This is a genomic window from Paraburkholderia sp. J10-1, from assembly GCF_905220165.1.
Classification (GTDB): Bacteria; Pseudomonadota; Gammaproteobacteria; order Burkholderiales; family Burkholderiaceae; genus Paraburkholderia.
Map to the genome: position 1 here is coordinate 306254 of NZ_CAJMYW010000004.1, position 18559 is coordinate 324812.

Annotated in this window: 16 protein-coding genes; 5 read left to right on the top strand and 11 right to left on the bottom strand. The window is 66.9% G+C overall.

What is annotated here, in order from left to right:
- Positions 1–2: 2 nt before the first annotated feature.
- The 3 genes from U5A65_RS16535 to U5A65_RS16545 are packed head-to-tail and all read right to left on the bottom strand — an operon-like array spanning position 3 to position 2484.
- Positions 3–509, bottom strand: a complete 507-nt coding sequence (locus U5A65_RS16535) for a YbaK/EbsC family protein (RefSeq protein ID WP_321907503.1) — start codon at positions 507–509, stop codon at positions 3–5.
- Between the two features lie 47 nt (positions 510–556).
- On the bottom strand, positions 557–1480 hold the full coding sequence (locus U5A65_RS16540; RefSeq protein WP_321907504.1) for a hydroxymethylglutaryl-CoA lyase: 924 nt from the start codon (positions 1478–1480) through the stop codon (positions 557–559).
- Between the two features lie 56 nt (positions 1481–1536).
- The gene (locus U5A65_RS16545) at positions 1537–2484 is read right to left on the bottom strand and encodes a glyoxylate/hydroxypyruvate reductase A (RefSeq protein WP_321934386.1); all 948 of its coding nucleotides are present in this window, start codon (positions 2482–2484) and stop codon (positions 1537–1539) included.
- Positions 2485–2719: 235 nt separating this feature from the next.
- On the opposite strand from U5A65_RS16545, the gene U5A65_RS16550 reads away from it, so the two are divergent.
- Complete coding sequence (locus tag U5A65_RS16550; protein WP_321907507.1) at positions 2720–3331, top strand: alpha/beta hydrolase; 612 nt, start codon at positions 2720–2722, stop codon at positions 3329–3331.
- Positions 3332–3370: 39 nt separating this feature from the next.
- On the opposite strand, the gene U5A65_RS16555 is transcribed toward U5A65_RS16550, so the two are convergent.
- Both U5A65_RS16555 and U5A65_RS16560 read right to left on the bottom strand, forming a co-directional pair.
- Entirely contained in the window at positions 3371–4627 is a 1257-nt protein-coding gene (locus tag U5A65_RS16555) for an acetate/propionate family kinase (protein ID WP_321907509.1), read from the bottom strand.
- Positions 4624–5565 (bottom strand): bifunctional enoyl-CoA hydratase/phosphate acetyltransferase, encoded by a 942-nt coding sequence (locus U5A65_RS16560; protein ID WP_321946823.1) that lies wholly within the window; start codon positions 5563–5565, stop codon positions 4624–4626. The genes U5A65_RS16555 and U5A65_RS16560 overlap by 4 nt, the downstream gene beginning before the upstream one ends.
- A 516-nt stretch (positions 5566–6081) precedes the next feature.
- On the opposite strand from U5A65_RS16560, the gene U5A65_RS16565 reads away from it, so the two are divergent.
- The 3 genes from U5A65_RS16565 (at position 6082) to U5A65_RS16575 (ending at position 10933) form a co-directional block, all read left to right on the top strand.
- Positions 6082–8829, top strand: coding sequence for a DUF3141 domain-containing protein (locus tag U5A65_RS16565; RefSeq protein WP_321946824.1), 2748 nt, complete (start codon positions 6082–6084; stop codon positions 8827–8829).
- Between the two features lie 150 nt (positions 8830–8979).
- Positions 8980–9759 carry an enoyl-ACP reductase FabI gene (gene fabI / locus U5A65_RS16570; RefSeq protein WP_321934383.1) on the top strand — a complete coding sequence of 260 codons (780 nt, stop codon included), beginning with the start codon at positions 8980–8982 and terminating at the stop codon, positions 9757–9759.
- Positions 9760–9922: 163 nt separating this feature from the next.
- Positions 9923–10933: a sulfate ABC transporter substrate-binding protein gene (locus tag U5A65_RS16575; protein WP_321907516.1), complete on the top strand. Its 1011-nt coding sequence runs from the start codon at positions 9923–9925 to the stop codon at positions 10931–10933.
- Positions 10934–11020: 87 nt separating this feature from the next.
- On the opposite strand, the gene U5A65_RS16580 is transcribed toward U5A65_RS16575, so the two are convergent.
- The 6 genes from U5A65_RS16580 to argS all read right to left on the bottom strand — a co-directional run bounded on the left by U5A65_RS16580 (position 11021) and on the right by argS (position 17807).
- Positions 11021–11329 (bottom strand): hypothetical protein, encoded by a 309-nt coding sequence (locus U5A65_RS16580; RefSeq protein ID WP_321946825.1) that lies wholly within the window; start codon positions 11327–11329, stop codon positions 11021–11023.
- A gap of 255 nt (positions 11330–11584) precedes the next feature.
- On the bottom strand, positions 11585–13231 hold the full coding sequence (locus U5A65_RS16585; RefSeq protein WP_321934381.1) for an ABC transporter substrate-binding protein: 1647 nt from the start codon (positions 13229–13231) through the stop codon (positions 11585–11587).
- 223 nt (positions 13232–13454) lie between these two features.
- A complete protein-coding gene (locus tag U5A65_RS16590; RefSeq protein ID WP_321907520.1) occupies positions 13455–14231 on the bottom strand; it encodes an SDR family oxidoreductase in 777 nt (258 codons plus the stop codon).
- Positions 14232–14242: 11 nt separating this feature from the next.
- Positions 14243–14896, bottom strand: a complete 654-nt coding sequence (locus U5A65_RS16595) for a thiol:disulfide interchange protein DsbA/DsbL (protein ID WP_321907522.1) — start codon at positions 14894–14896, stop codon at positions 14243–14245.
- Positions 14897–15097: 201 nt separating this feature from the next.
- Positions 15098–15943, bottom strand: a complete 846-nt coding sequence (locus tag U5A65_RS16600; RefSeq protein ID WP_321907523.1) for an SPOR domain-containing protein — start codon at positions 15941–15943, stop codon at positions 15098–15100.
- Positions 15944–16022: 79 nt separating this feature from the next.
- Positions 16023–17807, bottom strand: a complete 1785-nt coding sequence (gene argS, locus U5A65_RS16605; protein WP_321934379.1) for an arginine--tRNA ligase — start codon at positions 17805–17807, stop codon at positions 16023–16025.
- A gap of 349 nt (positions 17808–18156) precedes the next feature.
- Between argS and U5A65_RS16610 the strand changes: the two genes are divergently transcribed.
- Positions 18157–18483 (top strand): DUF1840 domain-containing protein, encoded by a 327-nt coding sequence (locus U5A65_RS16610; RefSeq protein WP_321907526.1) that lies wholly within the window; start codon positions 18157–18159, stop codon positions 18481–18483.
- Positions 18484–18559 lie beyond the last annotated feature (76 nt).

The window sequence follows — 18559 nt, forward strand, 5'->3', positions numbered from 1 at the left end:
GCTCACGCGTCGCGCAGCGCGACGTCCACCACGGGCGCGCCGGTCAGCGCTTCCAGCTCCTGCGGCGAGAGGTTGAACACCGCATGCGGATGGCCTGCAGCGGCCCACAGGCTTTCGAGTTCGAACAGATCGGCGTCGATCAGCGTGACGGGCGTCGTGGCGTGGCCGATCGGGCACACGCCGCCAATCGCGTAGCCGGTTTTCTCGCGCACGAACTTCGCGTCGGCGCGGCCGATTTCGCCCACGTGCGCAGCCACTTTCTTTTCGTCCACGCGGTTTGCGCCGCTCGCGATCACGAGCACGGGCGCATCGTCTTTGCGGCGGCGGAACAGGATCGACTTGGCGATCTGCGCGACTTCGCAGCCAAGGCCCGCGGCGGCTTCGGCGGAAGTCTTGCCGGTTTCCGGCAGCATCACGACCGGCTTGGCGTGGCCGCGCTCGCGCAGCATCAGGGCCACACGGCGCGCGGAGTCGGGCAGGGCGTCGAGGTTGTCGAGGGTTTCCGTCATGAGTTGATTTCCTTCGTACTGCGATTCGATAGTCGATGCATCGCGCTTCACGAGCAGGCGGCTTCGCTGCGCGCCTTCGCGAGCAACGCCTTGCCCGCGCGCGAGACGTTCGCCCGGCCGATAGCCGTCGAGATGAAGTCGCCCGCCGCCACCACCTGGTTCAGGTCGATGCCGGTTTGAATGCCGAGGCCGTTCATGAGGTACAGCACGTCTTCGGTCGCGACGTTGCCCGTGGCGCCCTTCGCGTACGGGCAGCCGCCAAGCCCCGCGACCGACGCGTGGAAAATCGCGATGCCTTCTTCGAGCGCCGCGTAGATGTTGGCGAGCGCCTGGCCGTAGGTGTCGTGGAAGTGGCCCGAGAGCCGCTCGCGCGGAAACACCTTCGTCACCGCTTCGAACACTTCGTGCACGCGCCTGGCCGTGCCCACGCCGATGGTGTCGGCAATGTCGATCTCATCGCAGCCGAGCGCCGCGAAGCGCTCCACCACGTCGACGACCGAAGCGACCGGTACTTCGCCCTGGTACGGGCAACCGAGCGAGCACGACACGCTGCCGCGAATGCGCACGCCGTGTTCCTTCGCGGCTTGGGCCACGGGCGCAAAGCGCTCGATGCTTTCCGCGATCGAGCAGTTGATGTTCTTCTGCGAGAACGCCTCGCTCGCTGCGCCGAAGATCACGATTTCGTCCGCACGCGCGGCGAGCGCGCCTTCGAAGCCGCGCAAATTCGGCGTGAGGACCGAGTAGATCGCGCCCGCGCGGCGCTCGATGCCGGCCATGACTTCGGCGCCGTCGGCCATCTGCGGGACCCACTTGGGCGAGACGAACGAGGCGGCTTCGATGTTCGGAAAGCCAGCGGCCGATAGCCGGTTGATGAGCTCGATCTTCGTGGCGGTGGGAACGAATTCCTTCTCGTTTTGCAGGCCGTCGCGCGGCCCGACTTCGACGATCTTCACTGCGGTGGGTAATGCCATTGCCGTGTCTCCAACGAATATTTGAAATGCCTTGCGATGCTTCGATGTTCTCGCGTTCAGTAACCGCGCCCGACGTGCACCACGCCGCTCACGGTTTCGCCGCGAGCGAGCGCGCCGATCTTGTCGGCGACCTGCGAAATCGCTTCGTCGCGCAACGTGAGCGCCGAACTGTGCGGCGTGATCGTGATGCGCGGCTCGCGCCAGAAGAGATGATCGGGCGGTAGCGGCTCTTCGCGGAACACGTCGAGCGTGGCCGCCGCGAGCGTGCCGTTGGCGAGCGCGTCGAGCAGGTCCTGTTCGTCCAGATGCGTGCCGCGCGCCACGTTCACCAGATACGCGCCGCGCGGGAGCTTGCCGAAGGTGCGCGCGTTGAGCACGCTTTCGGTGTCGGGCGTGGCGGGCAGCAGGTTCACGAGCACCTTGACGCCGTCGAGGAAAGCGTCGAACTGCTCGCCATGCAGCTCGCCCGAAAACGTTTCGATGCCCTCTATCGTCTTCGCGCTGCGCGAAAAGCCGCGCACCGGCACGCCGAGCGCGGCGACCGCGTGCGCGACCTGCGCGCCCAGCACGCCAAGGCCGAGCACGCCGACCGTGAAGGTTTCGTGCGGATGCGGCGCGAGCACGTGCCATTCGCGGCGCGCCTGCGCGAGCGCGTATTCGTCGAAGCGGCGCAGGTAGCGCAGCACGGCGTGCTGCACGTACTCGCTCATTTGCCGGCCCATGCCCGAGTCTTCGAGCCGCACGAGCATGGCGGTGCCCGGCAGTGTGCCCGGCCGCTCGCGTTCGTGGGCGAGGATCGCGTCGACGCCCGCGCCCAGATTGAAGATGGCGCGCAGGCCCGGCACGCCGAAAAGCTCGCGCGGCGGGTGCCAGACGACTGCGTAATCGGCGGGATCGGTGTCGCCGGGCTGCCACTCGCGCAACTCGGCGTCGGGCAGGGCGCGCGCGAGGCCGTGCAGCCATGTGGAGGCGTCGGTCTGCGGGAACCAGAAAATGATCTTCATGATGGGTGAACCTGTCCCTGGTATGCGGGTGTGGCTGCCAACGGCACGGTAGCGCCGCGTGCACTGGCACCATTCTACTTTTTCGGGCCTGCGGCCGCCGGGCAAATCGCGGCGCGGCGTGCCTCCCGCCGGGCCGCTGCGAGGGCGCGGAAAAGCTAAGCAAAAAAAATTGGTTCGGCGCGCGCGGCTTGCAAGCCACAATCCCTTCACGCCGTGTTCCAGCGAGGAAAAAATCATGCTTTCGTGCGCGCAAATGCGTTGGCCGCCCCGCCTCGTCACCGTGCCGGGCCTGCACGGCAGCGACGGCGCTCACTGGCAGAGCTGGCTCGAACGGCAGTTCGCGCGCTCGCTGCGCGCGGAGCAGGACGATTGGGACGCGCCGGATCTCGCGGTTTGGGGTGCGGCGCTCGCGCGGCGGCTCGCCGGGGAGCGCGGGCCGTTCCTGCTGGCCGCGCACAGCTTCGGCTGCCTTGTGACGGCGCATGCGCTGCATACGGGGGTGCTGGGGGAAAACGGCGCCGACATTGCGGGCGTGCTGTTCGTCGCGCCCGCGAGTCCTGAGAAGTTCCGCTTTGCCGGCGCATTCGAGGCGCGGCAGCTTCCCGTGCCGTCCATCCTCATCGGCAGCGAAACCGATCCGTGGATGCCGCTCGAAGGCGCCCGCGCGCTTGCGCAGCAGTTGGGCAGCACGTTCGTGAACCTCGGCGATGCAGGACACATCAACACGGCGGCAGGCTTCGGCCCATGGCCGCGCGCCAAGTATTTCGTCGATACGCTGATCCACGGCGCAGCACCAGGGCGGCTGCGCGACGAGGCGTTCGACCAGAGCGGTCCGGCGTACGCCTGAGCCGAGCCGCAGCAAACTGCGGTTCAGCGTTCCTTGCGCTCAGTGCTTGAGCGCTGAGCGCAACAACCGCGCCGTGTGGAGTGCGATCATCCCTTCTTCGTCGGTGCGGATCGCGAATACCGGCACGCGGCTTTCGCGCGCGCTCACCCGTTCATTGCCCTGACTGCTGCCCACCTCGTTGGCTTGCGCGTCGAGCACGGTGCCGAAAATCGGCGCGAGCCGTTCGCACACCTGCGCGCGTATGGGCGCGGCGTGTTCGCCAATGCCCGCCGTGAACACGAGGCCATCGAGGCCGCCCAGCACCACCGCGAGCTTGCCCACCTCCTGTGCGATGCGATACGTATAGAAGTCGATCGCGAGCTTCGCCCGGTCGCTGCCGCTCGCGAGCAGCTCACGCATGTCGCTGCTCAGTCCCGACAAGCCCTTGAGGCCCGACTCCTGATACAGCACCTTCTCGATGGCGTGGTAATCCATGCCCTTCGCGATCATCCAGAGCACGGCGCCCGCGTCGAGCGCGCCGCAGCGCGTGCCCATGGGCAGGCCGTCGAGCGCGGTGAGGCCCATGGTCGTCTCCACGCTCTTGCCGTCCTTCATCGCGCACAGGCTCGCGCCGTTGCCCAGGTGCGCGACGATCACGCGCCCGCGCGCAATGTCGGGCGCGACCTGATGCATGTGCTTGGCGATGTACTCGTATGAGAGGCCATGAAAGCCGTAGCGCCGCACGCCCTCGCCGTAATAGCTGTAGGGCAGTGCGAAAAGCTGCGCCATGATGTCGTTGCCGGCGTGGAACGCGGTGTCGAAGCATGCGACCTGCGGCAGTTCGGGCGCGGCCTGGCGCACCGCGCGAATCGCGGCGAGATTGTGCGGCTGATGCAGGGGGGCGAGCGGCGTGAGCGCGTCGAGTTCCTGGATCACTTCGTCGTTGATGAGCACGGCGTCGGCGTAGCGTGCACCGCCGTGCACCACGCGGTGACCGATCGCGGCGGGCGGCGTGTCGCGCAGGCCCACGGCGAGCACGAGGCGCAGAAGCCGAAACGCGGCGTCGTGATCGGCGACCTGGGCGACCGGAAACTTCTCGTCGACGATCAGGCGACCGTCGGCCATATGCGCGACCACGCGCGGCGCGACGCCGATGCCCTCGATCTGCCCGCCCGCGCCATGCAGCGCGCGCGCACCGCCTTCCACATGGTCGTCTTCGATCACGCGATACACCGAACACTTGATGCTCGACGAACCCGCATTCACGACGAGCACGACATGGCCTTGATCGGCCGGCTGGGCTTGGACGCTGCTCACAGGATCTCCGTCGCTTTGCGCGCGCGCCGTGCGTGTGCGAGCAGCACGGCGATCGCGCAGCTGCCGATGCGCGAGCGCACGCTGTCGGCGCGGCTCGTGAGGATGATCGGCACGCGCGCGCCGAGGACGATGCCGGCCGCTTCTGCACCGGCAAGGAAGGTGAGTTGCTTGGCGAGCATGTTGCCCGCTTCGAGGTCGGGCACGAGCAGGATGTCGGGGTCGCCGGCCACGGGCGAGGTGATGCCCTTGATGCGCGCGGCCTCGGTGCTGATCGCGTTGTCGAAGGCAAGCGGCCCGTCGAGCAGGCCGCCCGTGATCTGGCCGCGGTCGGCCATCTTGCAGAGCGCGGCGGCGTCGATGGTGGAGGGCATCTTTTCGGACACGGTTTCGACCGCGCCGAGAATGGCGACCTTGGGCGTGCCGACGCCCAGCGCCTGCACGAGATCGATCGCGTTGCGCACGATGTCGGCCTTGTCGGCGAGCTTCGGGAAGATGTTGACGGCCGCGTCCGTAATGAAGATCGGCTTGTGGTACGACGGCACGTCCATTGCGAACACGTGCGAGAGGCGGCGCTCGGTGCGCAGCCCGTTCGCGCCGAGCGCGACTTCGTGCAGCAGCTCGTCGCTGTGCAGGCTGCCCTTCATGAGCAGTTCGGCCTCGCCTTCGCGCACGGCGCGCACCGCGAGTTCGGCGGCGGCGTGGCTGTGCGGCGCGTCGATGATGGTGATGCCGTCGAGGCGCAGGTCGGCTTCCTCGGCCACCGCGCGGATCTTCGCTTCGGGGCCCACCAGGATCGGCACGATCAAGCCGAGGTTGGCGGCGTCGAGCGCGCCCGTGAGCGAGGACACGTCGCACGGATGCGCCACGGCGGTGGGCACGGGCGCGAGGCCGCCGCAACGGGCGAGCAGAACCGAATACTTGTCGGGCGATGACGTCATGGCGGTCTCCACGAGGACCTGCGTTTGAACCACTGCGTTCGAACCATGCTGCGGCGCGCAAAGCCGTAACAGTGTAGACCAGCGTGAGTGACGCAGTCGGCCAGATGCGCGCCAGCGTGCCGCGACATCGTGACACGCCACGCGAAGCGTTGTCCGGCGCGCCTGTCACGCTTCGTTCACAGCGCGGGGTGATCATGGAGCAGGCACTTGGGGCCGCGGTGTGCCTTGACTTTCGGCATGTCGCCGCCTAACTTTTTAGATGCCGCAGTGCAACATGATCTGGCTCTTTTCATGTCGCGGCCGCGAGGCGCAAGGAACGCGCGCGCGGCCGTGCATGTCCGCCGTGAATATCTTTGCCGGCCCCGTCGTCCGCAATGCCGCCCGCGCGAGGGCGGCGCGGGCAACGGTCAGGCCTCGCGCGCCATCCGTCGTGAAGGCGCGCGTCCACAACCCGCGCCGGCCTGGCGCTTGCTTGCCGCGAGGCGAGCAGGCGCTCCCTTAAAGGAGATTCGTCTCGTGGCAGTTTCCCCCTCCTCGCCGCAGCTTTCGTCGCCGTTTTCCTTTTTGCCCGCACTCGCATCGGGCGCGTCTTTCTGGCCCTTCGCGTCTTTCTGGCCCCTCGCGGGCGCGTCCGACGAGGCGTCATCGCCCCGCACGCCGCTGACCGAAGCGGCTTCGGCTGTCTCTTCGGTTGTCACCCAGGCCATCGAGTCGGCGCAGGCCACGCCTATGCCCGCGCAACCGCTCTACGACTACCTCTACGACGCCTGGCAGCGCAGCGTCCTGTTCCTCGACGTGCTGCGCGAGCGCGGCAACCAGACGTATGTGCACGAGCAGGCGGGCATGCCGCCCGTGCTCGCGTTCGACTACGAAGTGGTTGTCGACGGCCGCGAACTCGACGATCCCTGCAACTACGCTCTCCTGCGCATCAAGCCCGAAGAGGGCGTGCCGACCGACCCGCGCATGCGCCCGTTCGTCGTGATCGATCCGCGTGCGGGCCACGGCCCCGGCATTGCCGGGTTCAAGATGGACAGCGAAGTCGGCATCGCGCTGCGCAAGGGTCACCCGTGCTACTTCGTGACCTTCTTCCCGGTGCCCTGCGAAACGCAAACGATCCAGTCGGTCGCGCAGGCCGAGGGCGTGTTCGTGCAACGCGTGCGCGACCTGCATCCCGACGCGGACGGTCTGCCGTTCATCATCGGCAACTGCCAGGGCGGCTGGGCCGCGGCGCTGCTCGCGGCTTCCGCGCCCGCGCTGGTCGGCCCGCTCATGCTCGCCGGCTCGCCGCTGTCGTACTGGGCCGGCGTGCGCGGCAAGAACCCCATGCGCTATTCGGGCGGCATGCTGGGCGGCTCGTGGATGTCGTCGCTCGCGGCGGATCTCGGCGACGGCCGCTTCGACGGCGCGTATCTCGTGCAGAACTTCGAGTACCTGAATCCGGCCAACACGTACTGGGGCAAGCTCTACAACCTCTATTCGAGGGTCGATTCCGAGCGCGAGCGCTTCCTCGAATTCGAGCGCTGGTGGGGCGGCCATTTCCAGTTGAACCGCGCCGAGATCGACTGGATCGTGCAAAACCTGTTCGTGGGCAATCACCTCACGCGCAACGAAGTGTTCGCGAAGAACGCGCGTTCGCCGGTGGACCTGCGCAACATCCGCACGCCGATCATCGTGCTCGCCTCCTGGGGCGACAACATCACGCCGCCGCAGCAGGCGCTGAACTGGATTCCCGACCTGTATGCGAGCGTCGACGAGATCGTCGCCAACGAGCAGGTGATCGTGTACTGCCTGCACGACAAGGTGGGGCACCTCGGCATCTTCGTTTCGGCGAGCGTGGCCAATAAGGAGCACACCGAACTATTCTCGGCGCTCGACCTGATCGACGTGCTGCCACCGGGCCTTTACGAAGCGAAGATCACCGACTCGACGCCGGAAGCCGGGCGGCTCGAAGCGCTCGAAGGGCGCTACGAGATCCGCTTCGAGCGCCGCACGATCGAAGACATTCTCTCGCTCGACGACGGCCGCGACGACGAGCAGCCTTTCGAAGTGGTGCGCCGTTTTGCGGAGAACAACCAGCGTCTCTATGACCTGGTCGTTTCACCGTTCGTGCGCGCGTCAAGCAATGCGTACAGCGCGCATGCGCTGCGCGAATCGCACCCCTCGCGCGTGGAGCGCAGTGTGATCAGCGACGCGAACCCCGCGCTGGGCGTGCTGCCTGCCGTCGCGCAAGCGGTGCGGGAACATCGCAAGCCGGTCGCCCCCGACAATCCGTTTACGCTGCTCGAAAAGCAGGCTTCGGCCACCATCGAGGCGTCGTTGGATGCGTACCGCGACGCGCGCGACGCCTGGATCGAAAGCACCTTCTACAACGTCTACACCGCGCCGTGGGTGCAGGCCTGGGTGGGCGTGACGCCGAACCAGCCGCTCGAGCCGATTGCGCCGCCGCTCATGGCGCTGCGCAAGGAACTTGCGCAGTACCGCCTGCGCGCGGCGCGCGCGCACCTCACGAAGGGCACGCTCGTCGACGCGTTCATGCGCATTGCCGCGTACATCGTCGACGAAATGCATACCGTGCAGTACCGGCCGTTCCAGCGCATGCGTGAACTCGCGCGCGAGTATCTCGGGGATCGTCAGCCGAGCATTGCCGAGCTCAAGGAAGCGGCGCGCCGCCAGGGCGCGATCGTGCAACTCGACCCGCAGGCGGCGATCGAGGCCTTGCCCGAGATCGTGCCCGACATGAAGTTGCGCCGCGCGCTGCTCGCGGCCGTGTACCGCATCGCGACCGTGTCCGGGCCGCTCGAAGGCGAGCGGCGCGAGCGCTATCGCGACGTGCAGCGCGCGCTGGGCGTCGAGCCGGGCAGCGAGAAGACGGGCTTGCCGCCGCTCGATGGCGGCGGGTCGTCGTCGGATGGCGGCGGCGTTTCCGGCGCTGGCGGCGGTGCGGCGGGCGACACTAGCCTGGAGCCGGGCGTCAAGGCATCCGCCGCCGCACAAGCTGATGAACTTGAAGCCCCGGCGGGTCCCGCGAGGGCCTCCCGCGCGAAGGCCGCCGCAGCGAGCGAAAGCGCGGCCCCGGCAAAACACATTCGTGCGGCGCGCGCCGGCGTGAAGGTGAAGGCGGCGGAACCGGCCGAAGCGAAGAAGGCGCCGGCTGCCGCCAAATCGGCGGCGCGCCGCTCGCGCGCGGCGTCTACGCCCACCGCTACGCGCGCCGCGGGCGCGACGGCCACGCGCCGCCGCGCGCCGCGCAGCGCGGGTGAATAAGGAAGAGGAAAGAGCAGTCCATTCCAGTGTCACCTCGACGCGCCGCATCCCCGCCGATGCGGCGCGTCGTTTTGATGCCGGCACATCGGCCGCCAGATCGGCAACTGCATCCGCGGCCGTCACTGGCCGTCATCCACTGCGAGGTCAGCCATGCATACCCCTCCCGAACGGCCGCTTGCCGGCATGCGCGCGCTCGTCACCGGCATCGCGAACGCGGATTCAATCGCTTACGGCTGCGCCCGCGCATTTGCCGATCTTGGCGCGCAACTCGCCATCACCTATCTCAACGACAAGGCCAGGCCCTACGTCGAACCGCTCGCCAACGAACTGGGTGCGCAGTTGCTGCTGCCGCTGAACGTCGAGGAGGACGGGCAACTGGATGCCGTGTTCGATGCCGTGCGCGACACGTGGGGCGCGCTCGACATCGTGCTGCACTCCATCGCCTATGCGCCGAAGGAAGATCTGCAGGGCGGTTTGCTCGATTCGTCGGCGCAGGGCTTCGCCTATGCGATGGACGTGTCGTGCCACTCGTTCATCCGTATGGCCAGGCGCGCCGCACCGCTCATGCCGCACGGCGGCACACTGTTCGCCATGAGCTACGACGGCGCGAACCGCGTCGTGCCCAACTACAACCTCATGGGCCCGGTGAAGGCGGCGCTCGAAGCGTCGTGCCGCTATCTCGCGTTTGAACTCGGGCCGCTCGGCATTCGCGTGCACGCCATCTCGCCGGGGCCGCTCAAGACGCGCGCGGCCTCGGGCCTGCCCGACTTCGACCGCATGCTCGCGGAGGCCGTGGACCGCGCGCCACTCGGCGAACTCGTCGACATCATGGACGTGGGTTATGCCACCGCGTATCTGGCCACGCGCTACGCGCGCCGCATGAGCGGCAACACCGTGTACATCGACGGCGGCGCGCACATCATGGCGTGACAGCGCATTAAGCACACTTCGCACGCTTAGCACGAAAGCCGAATAGCAAAGCTCGCATCGGTATAAGCCGTGCGTCCCGGCTCGCTAGAATCGAGCGTTCGGCCTGCTTACGAAAATCACGCAAGCAGGCCGAAACGCCTTTCAACGACAGACGGGGATCACCATGGCAGGTTTGGGACGCACGGCGCGCTGGCTCGGCGCGGGCATCATCGCATTGAGCGCAGCGGCGGCGCATGCCGAAACGTCGCTCTTGAACGTCTCGTACGACGTGACGCGCGAGCTGTACAAGGACATCAACGCGAGCTTCATCGCCGACTATCAGAAGAAGACCGGCGAGACCCTGTCGATCAAGCAGTCGCACGGCGCTTCGAGCGCGCAGGCGCTCTCGGTGCTGCAAGGTCTGCAAGCCGATGTCGTGACGATGAACCAGCCCAACGACATCGACCTGCTCGCGCAGCAGGGCCATCTCGTGCCCGCGAACTGGCGTACGCGTCTGCCCGACGCGAGCGCGCCCTATACGACGACGATGGTGTTCCTCGTGCGCAAGGGCAATCCCAAACACATCAAGGACTGGGACGATCTCGCGAAGCCCGGCGTGCAGGTCGTGATCGCCAACCCGAAGACCTCGGGCAATGGCCGCTACGCGTATCTGGCCGCGTGGGGCTACCGCAAGCAACAAGGCGCAAGCGACGCGCAGGCGCTCGACTTCGAGCGCGCCCTGCTGAAGAACGTGCCGGTGCTCGACGCGGGCGGCCGGGGCGCGACGACGACGTTCACGCAGCGCGGCATCGGCGACGTGCTCGTGACCTTCGAAAACGAAGTGGCGCTCATCGATACGGGGGTGGGTGCGAAGGACTTCGAAGCGGTCTATCCCTCGGTGAGCTTGCTGGCGGAGCCGCCGGTGACGATCGTCGACAAGGTCGTGGACAAGCGCGGCACGCGCAAGACCGCGCAGGCATATCTCGACTATCTGTATTCGCCCGCCGCGCAGGAGATCATCGCGCAGCACCATCTGCGTCCGCGCGATGCCGCCGTGCTCGCGAAGCACGCAAGCGAGTTCAAGCCGATCAAGACATTCACGGTCGAGCAGGTGTTCGGCAGCTGGCAGAACGCGCAGGCCACGCATTTCGCCGATGGCGGCACGTTCGATCAGATCGTGGCGGACCGCAAGTAACTTTCTTCCCCCGCGCACGAAAAAACGCCTCGCAAATCATCTGCGAGGCGTTTTCGTTTGTGGCGCCGGTTGCGGCGCTAAACCGGCTTAGTACCAGCCGCGACGGCCGTACCCTTCGCGGTGGCCGTACCAGCGATGGCCGTCCCAGTAGCGGTCGCCGTGCCAGCCGACCACGATAGTCGGCGGCGCGTAGCCCACGCGCACGGGCGGCGCGACGTAGACCGGGCGCGGCGCGACATAAACCGGCTGTGGCGCGACATACACCGGTGCGGGGGCAACATAAACCGGAGCGGGCACGCCGACATTCAGGCCGACAACCACACCGGCCATCGCAGTTTGCGAGGCGGCCAGGACGAGTGCTCCAGCACCCAGTGCGGCAAAGAGTTTGGTTTTCATTTTGAGCCCCTTCGGTTGAAGATTCGATGGCTTCAATGTAGCCGGGGGCTCGCCCGCTTGAGTTACCAAACTGCAACAAACTGCGCGCGAATTTTACGGGCGGTAATGGGAGGAAAGGTCGCGCGCCCGCCTGTGGCGGGGCTCTCGCATGTTTCGCGCAGGCGGCGGTGTTTCAATTCGTGATCGTCAGGGCAGGTCTGTAATCGGCGAGCCGGGCGCGAAACGCCCGGCTCGCACTCGCAGTGAATGCTGCCGTTACTGCACCGCGACGCTCGCGAAGTTCTGGCGGCCGAACGGGCTCACCTGATAGCCGCTCACGTTCGTACGCGTGATCGCGGCGGCGGTCGGGTAGCCAAGCGGAATCCACAGCGCCTGGTCGTGGATGATCTGCTGGGCGGTTTCGTAGAGCTTCACGCGCTTGGCCTGATCGGCGGTGGCCTTGCCGTCGGCGATCAGCTTGTCGAGCTGCGGATCGCAAAAGCGCGCGAAGTTGATGCCCGACTGCACCGCATTGCAGCTAAAGAGCGGCGAGAGATAGTTGTCGGGGTCGCCGTTGTCGCCGGCCCAGCCCATGAAAAGCGTGTCGTGCTGGCCCTGCTTCGCTTGCTTGATCAGCTCGCCCCACTCGATCACCTTGATCTCGGCCTTCACGCCGATCTTCGCGAAATCGGCCTGCAGCAGCTCGGCGCCCGCGCGCGGGTTCGGGTTCAGCACGCTGCCGTTCGGGCGCACCCAGAGCGTCGTCGAGAAGCCGCCCGCCAGGCCCGCGTCGGCGAGCAGTTGCTTCGCCTTCGCCGGGTCATACGGGTACGGCTGGATCGACTTGTCGTATCCCCAGGTGATGGGCGGCCACGGGTTCGTTGCGGGCGTGGCCGTGTTGTCGAACACCGTCTTCAGGTAGGTGGTGCGGTCGAACGCCATGTTCAGCGCCTGGCGCACCTTCTGGTTGTCGAGCGGCTTCTTTTGCGTGTTGAGCGCAACGAATGCCGTCATGAACGCGGGCGTTTCCACCACCTTGAGCGCGCTGTCCTGCTTCGCCGCGCTCACGTCCTGGGGCTTGGGCGAGAGCGCGATCTGGCATTCGCCGGCCTTCACCTTCTGCGCGCGCACGGCGGCGTCGGGCGTGATCGCGTAGATCAGGCGGTCTACCTTCGGCTTCGGCCCCCAGTAGGCCGGGTTCACGTCGTAGCGGATCAGAGCGTCTTTCGTGTAGCTCTTGAGCACGAACGGGCCCGTGCCCACCGGCTTCGCGTTGAGGTCGACCTGCTTGCCGGCCTTGAGCAACTGGTCGGCGTACTCGGACGAATAGATCGACGCGAAGCCCATCGTGAGGATCGAGAGGAACGTGGCGTTCGGCTCGTTGAGCTCGAACTTCACCGTGTTCGCATCGACCTTCGTGACCGACTTCACGAGCTTCACGAGGCCCATCGACTGCGCGTGCGGGAAGCCGCTCGCGCCAGCCACCTTGTGCCACGGATTGTTCGCGTCGAGCATGCGCTCGAACGTGAAGACCACGTCGTCGGCGTCGAGCGCGCGCGTGGGCTTGAACCATTCGGTCGTCTGGAACGCCACGTTGGGCCGCAGATGGAACGTGTAGGTCAGGCCGTCGGCGCTCACATCCCACTTGTCCGCGAGCGAGGGCACGACCTTCTTTTGCGCTTCGTCGTAGGCCACGAGCGAATTGAAGATGACGTCGGCGGAAGCGTTGGTCGTGACGAGCGAGTTGAACTGCACGACGTCGAAGCCATCAGGGCTCGACTCGGTGCAGACCGTCAGCGGCTTGGCGAGCGCGGGCGTGGCCGCGAACGCGCAGGCGGCGCCAAGCGCGGCTGCGAGCACGAGTCCAGATACTCCAGGTACGCCTGGTACAAGCGCGCGCGCGGTGGGCGAGGTAAAGCGCATGGGATCTCCGTGGTTCTTCGGTGGCGGGCGGCGCCCCGTTTTGTTTGCGGCTTGGTTTGATTCGGGAGAGACGGGAAGGCCAGGAAGGGCGCCCGGACGAGGCAAGCTTATCGAAGGGAAAATGCCGAGACAACAATTTAATCCACATACCCATATGGCATGGGCTCGCCGTGCGAGTGTCCGGCGCGCGGGCCAGGAGGCGGCCCGCGCCATGAGACGAGCCTCAGTGGCTCGCCGTGCGCGGCTTGCGCGGCGCCTTTTCGAACACGCGGTCGTAGACCCAGCGCGGCAGCGCGCGCAGCATCGTGGCGGCCACGCGCATCGGCCAGGGGAACACCGCGAACGCGGTGCCGCGCGCGATGGCTTGCGCGGCCTTTGCCGCGAACTGGTCCGCATCCATCAGGAAGGGCATGCGGTAGGGGTTCTTCGCCGTCATGGGCGTGCGGATATAGCCGGGCGCGATCGTGACCACCGGCACGCCGAACGGACGCATTTCCACACGCAGCGCTTCGAGATAAGCGAGTGCTGCGGCCTTCGAGGCGCTGTATGCGCCCGAGCCCGGCAGCCCGCGCACGCCCGCCACGCTCGCAATGCCCACCAGCGTGCCGCGTTTCGCTTTCGCCATGGCGGAGGCGAACGGCTCGAAGGTGGCGACCATGCCGAAGTAGTTGGTGTCCATCACATCGCGGAACGTGGCGAGGTCGCCTTCGCCCGTCAGCACGCCGCGGCTCACGCCCGCGTTGGCGATGACGATGTCGGGCATGCCGTGCTGTGCGATGAAGTCGCGCGCGGCGGCGGCGAGCGCATCGGCGTCGCGCACGTCGGCGGGATAGATGGAGATGGGGTGATCGGGGTGGGACTGCCGGAAGCCGGCAAGGGCTTCGCCGCGGCGCGCGACGAGCCCGAGTACGGCGCCCTGCCGCGCGTATTCGGCGGCGAGCGCGGCGCCAATGCCGCTCGACGCGCCGGTGATGAAGACCTTCAGTGGCGCGTCTTGCATGGCGCTGTGCATTACATCTTCTTCGAACGGACCTGCGAGACGATGAAGTCCATCACCTGCAGCGTGCCCGGCAGCGCCTTGTCTTCCGGACCCTGGACCATGGCCGGACCGGTTTCGTACTTGCCCTGGATGGCGATGGTCGGCACGCCGTCGATCTTGTACGAATCGAGCAGGGCCTTGTCACGCTGCAGCGCGCTCTGCGTCGAGAACGAGTTGTACGCTTCCATGTACTTCTTCGAATCGACGCCCTGCGTGGCGAGGAACTTCGCCTGCTCTTCCGGCGTGAGCAGGTAGTTCTTGTTCACGTGGATTTCGTGGAACACGACCGGCGTGAGCTTCTGGGCGAGGCCGAGCGCGTCGAGCGCGTAGTACATCTTCGAATGCGGGATGAAATCGTCACGGAATGCCACCGGCACGCGCTTGAACACGACGTCCGGTCCTTGCTTCTTGATCCACGATTCGAGGAACGGGTCGAACGCGTTGCAGTGCGGGCAGCCGTACCAGAAGAACTCGATCACCTCGATCTTGCCCGCGGGCACGTCGAGCGCCTGAGGCGTTTTCAGGACCGTGTAGTCCTTGCCGGCCACGGGGGCGTCGGCGGAGGCGTGTGCGACGCCGGCGATCAGCGAAAGCGAGAGAAAAAGCGTACCGAGAAGTCGTTTCATGGCGTAGGAATCCACTGTTCTTGGACCGGCGGCGGCCGGTTGTTTGCCGCAGGACGCCGTTCGCGCGAACGAGGCGCGGGCGGGTGCTGCGCGAGTTTTGCCTGGGTTTTGCCTGGTTGTTGCCGGGTTGTTGCCGGGGTGCTGCCGGGGTGCTGCTCGTAGAGGACGCCGCGCCGCGGGCTGCGCGGCGCGGAACGGCGATTACTGCTTCGTGAAGCGGATGACGGCGGTATCGATACCGGCATCGGACAGGCGCTGACGCGTCGAGTTCATGTCGTCGAACTTCGTGAACGGACCGATGCGCACGCGATAGTACGTCACACCGCCGGCGTCGCGCTGCGTCACCTTCGACTCGAACCCCTGGAACGCGAGGCGTGCGCGCTGCTGCTCGGCGTCGCCGGAAGTCTTGTACGCGCCCACTTGCAGGAAGTAGCCGGTGTTGGCGTCGCCCGGTGCGGGCGTGGCGCTGCCGGGCTTGGCGGCCGGGGGCGTCGGCACCGCGTTGGCGGGCTTCTGCGGCTGGTTGCCCGCGAGAATCTGCGCCGGGTTGGTCGCGCTGTTCGAGTTGCTGGCCGACTGCGGCTTCTTCGCGATGGCCGTGCCGCCCGTGACGGTTTCACCCGTCGACGGCTGCGGCGCGACGGCCACGCCATTGGCGCTGTTGTTGTTCGCACCCGAGGGCGGCACTTCGACGATTTGCGGCTCTTCGAGCATGCCCGAGGACTGCGACTGGTTCGTGGTCTGGCCCGGCGCCGTGTTGGGCGGCGTGCTTTGCGCGGCCTGCGGCACCGGCTGGCCAGGCGACTTGCCCTGCAGCGCGCGGTTCGGGTCGACCTGCTCGTTGTTCTGGCTGACGTCGGAGGCGGCCGGCGGCGCGACCTTCGAGACGAACGGCGTGGGCGCGCGCGTGATGTAGAGCGCCACCACCACCGCGATCGCAAGGCCGACGATCAGGCCCAGCACGATGCCGAGAAAGGTTCCCCCGGACTGCTTCGACTGCTGTTTTGTAGTGCGGCGCGGTTTTGCCATCGTCTGAATCACCTGCAAACAAGAGAATCCTGGAATGGCCGTCCGCGCGAGGCGGCGGCCCCAAACATGTTTCTGTGCGCGGGTCTCGCGCGTCTCGTTACATGCGCTCCGGCGCGGATACGCCGATCACGGCCAGGCCGTTCGCGAGCACCCGGCGCGTGGCCGCGAGGAGGGCGACGCGGGCGTCGCGCTCGGCGGCGTCGTCGACGAGAACGCGTTCGGCATTGTAGAACGAGTGAAACTCAGCGGCGAGTTCGCGCAGGTAGAACGCCACCGCGTGCGGCGCGAGTTCGCTGGCGGCATGCGTGAGCATGTCGGGGAACTCGCCGAGTTTCGCGATGAGCGCGAGCGCGCGCTCGCTCGACAGCGGCGCGAGATCGACCTTGGGCAGCGCGGCCAGATTGCCGCCGAACTTGCCCTGCCAGTCGCCGAGAATCGACGAGATGCGCGCATGCGCGTACTGCACGTAATACACCGGGTTTTCGTCGTTTTCCTTCAGCGCGAGGTCGATGTCGAACACGAATTCGGTGTCGGCCTTGCGCGAGATCAGGAAGAACCGCACCGCGTCGCGGCCGCGGCGGATGGTGGCCTCGTCGAGCAGGTCCGGCGAAACTTCGCTGCCGGGGTTCGCGCCGCCCGACCATTCGATCAGGTCGCGCACCGTCACGTAGCTGCCCGCGCGCTTGGAGATCTTCACCTCCTGGCCGTCGCGCATCACCGTCACCATCTTGTGCAGCACGTAGTCGGGGTATCCCTTCGGAATGCCGATGCCGAGCGCCTGCAGGCCCGCGCGCACGCGTGCAATCGTGCCGTGGTGATCGGAGCCCTGGATATTGATGACCTTCGTGAAGCCGCGCTCCCACTTCGTGACGTGGTAGGCCACATCCGGCAGGAAGTAGGTGTAGGTGCCGTCGGACTTGCGCATCACGCGGTCCTTGTCGTCGCCGTAGTCCGTGGTCTTGAGCCACAGCGCGCCTTCCTGCTCGTAGGTCTCGCCCGACGCGACCAGCGCCTCGACGGTCTTCTCGACGCGGCCTTCCGTGTACAGCGACGACTCGAGGTAGTAGCGATCGAACTTCACGCCGAACGCCTGCAAATCGAGATCCTGCTCGTGGCGCAGATAGGCCACGGCGAAGCGGCGGATCGCTTCGAGGTTCTCCGGATCCTTCTCGCCCGTGACGGGCTCGCCGTCCTTGGCCGCGACGGTTTCGCCCGCGAGATAGTCGCGCGCGATGTCGGCGATGTATTCGCCGTTGTAGGCGGCTTCGGGCCACTCGGCGTCGCCGGGCTTGAAACCGCGTGCGCGCGCCTGGGTGGAGACGGCGAGGTTGCCGATCTGCACGCCCGCGTCGTTGTAGTAGAACTCGCGATGCACGCCATAGCCCTGCGAGGCGAGCACGTTCGAGATGGCGTCGCCAAGCGCGGCCTGACGGCCGTGGCCTACGTGCAGCGGGCCCGTGGGATTGGCCGAGACGAACTCGACGAGCACGTGCCGGCCGGCTTCGCGCTGCGAGCGGCCGAATGCCTCGCCCTGCTCGAACACGGCGCCGATCACGGCGCGCTTCGCGTTCGCGGTGAGACGCAGGTTGATGAAGCCGGGGCCGGCCACTTCGGCCGCCTCGACGAGGCCTGCGGCCTCGGGCTGGGCGAGCACGGCGTCGACGATCTGCTGGGCGAGCTGGCGCGGGTTCGCGCGCATGGGCTTGGCGAGCTGCATCGCGACGTTGCAGGCGACGTCGCCGTGCGCGGCGACTTTCGGGCGCTCGAGCGTGATCGCGGGCACGACGAATGCGGCTTCGCTCGCGCCTTCGGTGGCCTTCGCCACCTGGGCTACGGCTTGCGCGAGCAGGGTCTCCAGGGTGTGTTTCTGTGCGGGCAGCATGCTGGTTGCAAGTCCTGTGCGGGTAATGGGATGCGGGGCCGGCGCTTCAGGCATGTGGCCTCTGGCTGCCGGCGTGGACCGCCGAATACGGGTGAGGGCGCGTCAGCCTTGCGGCAGGCCGCCTACCGTGCGCCAATGCGCGGGCGGCCTCGTTGCGGCAGGCGGCGTGGCGGCGTCTTCGACGCCAGAACGTCCGGGTGCCGCGCCCTGCGGGTAATTCCGTCCTGACGGATTTTAGCAGGTGCTAATATGTGAAATGAGGTAGCGCGACACGGGCCGCCTTGGCCCATCAGGCTTCGCAGGGCTGAACGTCACGCGCAGATCCGAAAAAATCATAAAGGGAACAGACATGCTGGTTACTTTCAAATGTCACGCGGCGCCTGACGTCACGATGCTGGAGAACCTCGCACAGTACCTTCTCGGCATCATTGGCAAGCGGCTCGGTCCGCGCGGGGTGATTACCCACGACGAACTCGACACCGCCATCAGCAAGCTCGAAGCGGCTATCGCCACGGACAAGAAAGAGCGCCACGAGCAGGAAGGCCACTTTCACGAAGGCGAGGACGACCACGCCCATCACGAACTGCCGGTCGGCCTCGCGCAACGCGCCTTTCCTTTCCTCGACATGCTGCGCGCCGCGAAGAAGGAAGACAACGACGTTCTGTGGGGCATTTGAGCTTCCTGTTCGATGTCCCTGAGCGTGGAAGCGCGTGGTCGCGCTGCGTCCAATACGCGCGCTGGCTAGCTTGTGG

Coding starts and splice junctions, on each gene's coding strand:
- argS (WP_321934379.1), bottom strand. CDS start 17,807: ATGCTGCCCGCACAGAAACACACCCTGGAGACCCTGCTCGCGCAAGCC.
- U5A65_RS16545 (WP_321934386.1), bottom strand. CDS start 2,484: ATGAAGATCATTTTCTGGTTCCCGCAGACCGACGCCTCCACATGGCTG.
- U5A65_RS16580 (WP_321946825.1), bottom strand. CDS start 11,329: ATGAAAACCAAACTCTTTGCCGCACTGGGTGCTGGAGCACTCGTCCTG.
- U5A65_RS16585 (WP_321934381.1), bottom strand. CDS start 13,231: ATGCGCTTTACCTCGCCCACCGCGCGCGCGCTTGTACCAGGCGTACCT.
- U5A65_RS16535 (WP_321907503.1), bottom strand. CDS start 509: ATGACGGAAACCCTCGACAACCTCGACGCCCTGCCCGACTCCGCGCGC.
- U5A65_RS16595 (WP_321907522.1), bottom strand. CDS start 14,896: ATGAAACGACTTCTCGGTACGCTTTTTCTCTCGCTTTCGCTGATCGCC.
- U5A65_RS16560 (WP_321946823.1), bottom strand. CDS start 5,565: ATGACGTCATCGCCCGACAAGTATTCGGTTCTGCTCGCCCGTTGCGGC.
- U5A65_RS16575 (WP_321907516.1), top strand. CDS start 9,923: ATGGCAGGTTTGGGACGCACGGCGCGCTGGCTCGGCGCGGGCATCATC.
- U5A65_RS16590 (WP_321907520.1), bottom strand. CDS start 14,231: ATGCAAGACGCGCCACTGAAGGTCTTCATCACCGGCGCGTCGAGCGGC.
- fabI (WP_321934383.1), top strand. CDS start 8,980: ATGCATACCCCTCCCGAACGGCCGCTTGCCGGCATGCGCGCGCTCGTC.
- U5A65_RS16610 (WP_321907526.1), top strand. CDS start 18,157: ATGCTGGTTACTTTCAAATGTCACGCGGCGCCTGACGTCACGATGCTG.
- U5A65_RS16550 (WP_321907507.1), top strand. CDS start 2,720: ATGCTTTCGTGCGCGCAAATGCGTTGGCCGCCCCGCCTCGTCACCGTG.
- U5A65_RS16540 (WP_321907504.1), bottom strand. CDS start 1,480: ATGGCATTACCCACCGCAGTGAAGATCGTCGAAGTCGGGCCGCGCGAC.